This window comes from Oceanobacter antarcticus (assembly GCF_044962685.1).
Classification (GTDB): domain Bacteria; phylum Pseudomonadota; class Gammaproteobacteria; order Pseudomonadales; family Oceanobacteraceae; genus Oceanobacter; species Oceanobacter antarcticus.
Genome location: NZ_JBBKTX010000052.1, coordinates 1 through 2,488, shown reverse-complemented (window position 1 = coordinate 2,488; position 2,488 = coordinate 1). Strand labels below are relative to the sequence as shown.

The following is a 2,488-nucleotide window of genomic DNA, read 5'->3' as shown; positions in this document are numbered from 1 at the left end:
CGTTTATAACAATGATCCGAAGCCCTTTGTGTGGCAAAAAACTGCTGACCAGATCATCGAGTCCATTGCTCGATTATCAGATAAGATAAATACCAAGTGAACTTTTGTTAAGGGACACTAGTGAATCATGGGTGCAACAACCTCCATATGCGTTTTACCAACCGTGTCGGAATTCGGAGACCACGATATACCACAGTGAACTAACCCCATTAATGATTTAATCGAGTAAAGCCAATGAAGCCCGCCGACAATCTATGGCAAGAATGCTACCGACTGTTAAAACCCTTTCGCTTGCAGGTCTTGAGTTCCGCCATTCTCGGTATCATCGGCGGTTTGAGCACCACTGCATTACTGGCGACCATCAACCGCGCCATGAATAACAGCCAGGGATCCGACTATAATACGCTGTTATTGCTCTTTGCCGGGCTGTGTTTAACGGTTCTGCTCGCCTCCACGCTTTCAAACCTGATTGTTAATCACGCAGGCCAGCGGATGGTGATGGCCATGCGGCAGCGCCTGGCCAGGCAAATACTTTTAGCGCCGATAGAGCAACTGGAGCGCTTTCGCCACCACCGATTGATTCCTATCCTGGTGCAGGATGTGAACATCGTTAGCGATTTCACCCTGAACATCGCCCCCCTGATTGTCGCCGTCACCATCTCCTTGGGCTGCTTTGCCTATCTGGGCTACCTCTCCTGGCAAATGCTACTGGTAACCCTGGCCATCGCTGTTATTGGCAGCGCGGCGCAATGGGTCGCCTACCGGTTCGGCAGTCGCTATCAGAACGAGGCCAGAGACGGCCACGATGACTTGCAGCGTCACTACCAGGCACTTTCGAATGGAGCAAAGGAATTGCGCATCCAACGACAACGCCGCCACCATATGTTTGAGCAGAATATCAAGGGGGCCACTGCTCGCATTTGCCGAGCCAATATTCGTGCCGCCACAATTTTTATCAGCGCGGAAACCTTTGGCTCGACCCTATTCTTTTTTGTCATTGGCGCGGCTCTCGTTTACCAAACGCTCTGGCCATCAATAGACAACACCATGCTGGGCGGTTTCGTACTGGTTATGCTTTATATGCGCGCGCCACTCAGTCAAATCTTAAATATACTGCCCAATATCTCCCGAGCCCAAGTGGCCTTTGAGCGCATCACCGAACTGTCACAACAATTTCAATCACCAGAGCCTCATTTGCTTTCCCCCGATATAGCCAAAACCCACAACAATGATCCATGCCGCAACTCGGCTCACTTCAGCCAATTCCAGACATTGCAGCTTGACCACCTCCAATACCGGTTCCCGGTCATTGAGGGCTCCACGCCTTTTGCCCTGGGTCCCATTAGCCTGACAATAAATGCTAGTGATATCGTCTTTATCGTGGGCGAAAACGGCTGCGGCAAAACTACCCTCATTAAACTGCTGCTCGGCCTTTACACTCCCCAACAGGGCCGCATACTGCTCGATGGCAAGCCGGTTGACAATGCATCGCAGGATGACTACCGCCAGTTGTTTACGACTATTTTCTCTGACTATCATTTATTTGAGGAATTGATCCAGGGCCATGACCACCTGCCCGAGCAAGCCCTGGCTTACTTGCAACGCATGGACATTGCCCACAAGGTAGGCATTCGCGACGGCGCCTTCACCACCACCGACCTCTCCACCGGCCAACGGAAGCGATTGGCCCTGGTTAACGCCTGGCTGGAAGACCGCGACATACTGGTATTCGACGAATGGGCGGCCGACCAGGATCCTGCCTTCCGGCGGGTTTTTTATACCGAATTTCTGCCAGACCTGAAACAGCTGGGCAAAACCATTATTGTCATCTCCCATGACGACAGGTACTTCAATGTGGCTGACAAACTTGTGCAACTGGCCGGAGGGAAAATAGTGGAAAATGTAGTGGCGGTTTAAATTCCATCCGGTCTTTTGCGGCCCCGATCGGTTCTGACGGCTTTCGGTTAGCCTCTGAAGGCCGCTATGTCATCCAGGGGACGGGCTACCTGTTCGCCTGAGATTCCCATGGCAACGGACATGTCGAGGCATTCTTTGGTGAAATCATCCACGATCATCAGGCATTTGATCCTGCACCCGCTGGCCAAGGAATCCATAACGAAATCCATAGACCACGTATGATTCGGCGCATCGGGCAGCACGAAGGGCTATCGTTCGACCATCACGCCTTTACGGCACTGACGTTTGCGAACGGCCAAAGCTTCCCGGTAAAGTCGATAAACCTTCGGATAGCATCGTCCCCGCTCTGTCACCCTAGTTGTCCAGTAGGCGTTTTCGCCTAAATTCTTCTCAGAGTGGGTCAAAAGGATTGCTATGCCACGTTACTCAGACGAACGTAAGGCCGCTGTATTGAAGAAGCTGTTGCCCCCTATGAACCGGTCGGTTGCCTCGGTCGCTACAGAGGAAGGCATTTCCGATGTGACCCTGTATAGTTGGTTGAAACTATGCCGACAAGATGGAGTTCCCGTGC

The 2,488-nt window shown here is 52.0% G+C and carries 2 protein-coding genes and 1 pseudogene; 2 read left to right on the top strand and 1 reads right to left on the bottom strand.

Going from position 1 to position 2,488, the window contains the following annotated elements; all coding sequences use genetic code 11:
- Nucleotides 1-234: 234 nt before the first annotated feature.
- Nucleotides 235-1,917, top strand: a complete 1,683-nt coding sequence (locus tag WG929_RS20815) for a cyclic peptide export ABC transporter (RefSeq protein ID WP_416207598.1) — start codon at nt 235-237, stop codon at nt 1,915-1,917.
- A 50-nt stretch (nt 1,918-1,967) separates the two neighbouring features.
- On the opposite strand, the pseudogene WG929_RS20810 reads toward WG929_RS20815, so the two are convergent.
- Nucleotides 1,968-2,249: pseudogene (locus WG929_RS20810) on the bottom strand (DDE-type integrase/transposase/recombinase); the annotation flags it as partial.
- A gap of 82 nt (nt 2,250-2,331) precedes the next feature.
- Here WG929_RS20810 and WG929_RS20805 point away from each other — a divergent pair.
- Nucleotides 2,332-2,488: transposase (locus WG929_RS20805; protein WP_416207599.1), on the top strand; the 157-nt coding region annotated here is incomplete at its 3' end.

Bases quoted from the DNA above. Each gene is read 5' to 3' on its own strand.
- WG929_RS20815 (WP_416207598.1), top strand. From the start codon at position 235: ATGAAGCCCGCCGACAATCTATGGCAAGAATGCTACCGACTGTTAAAA.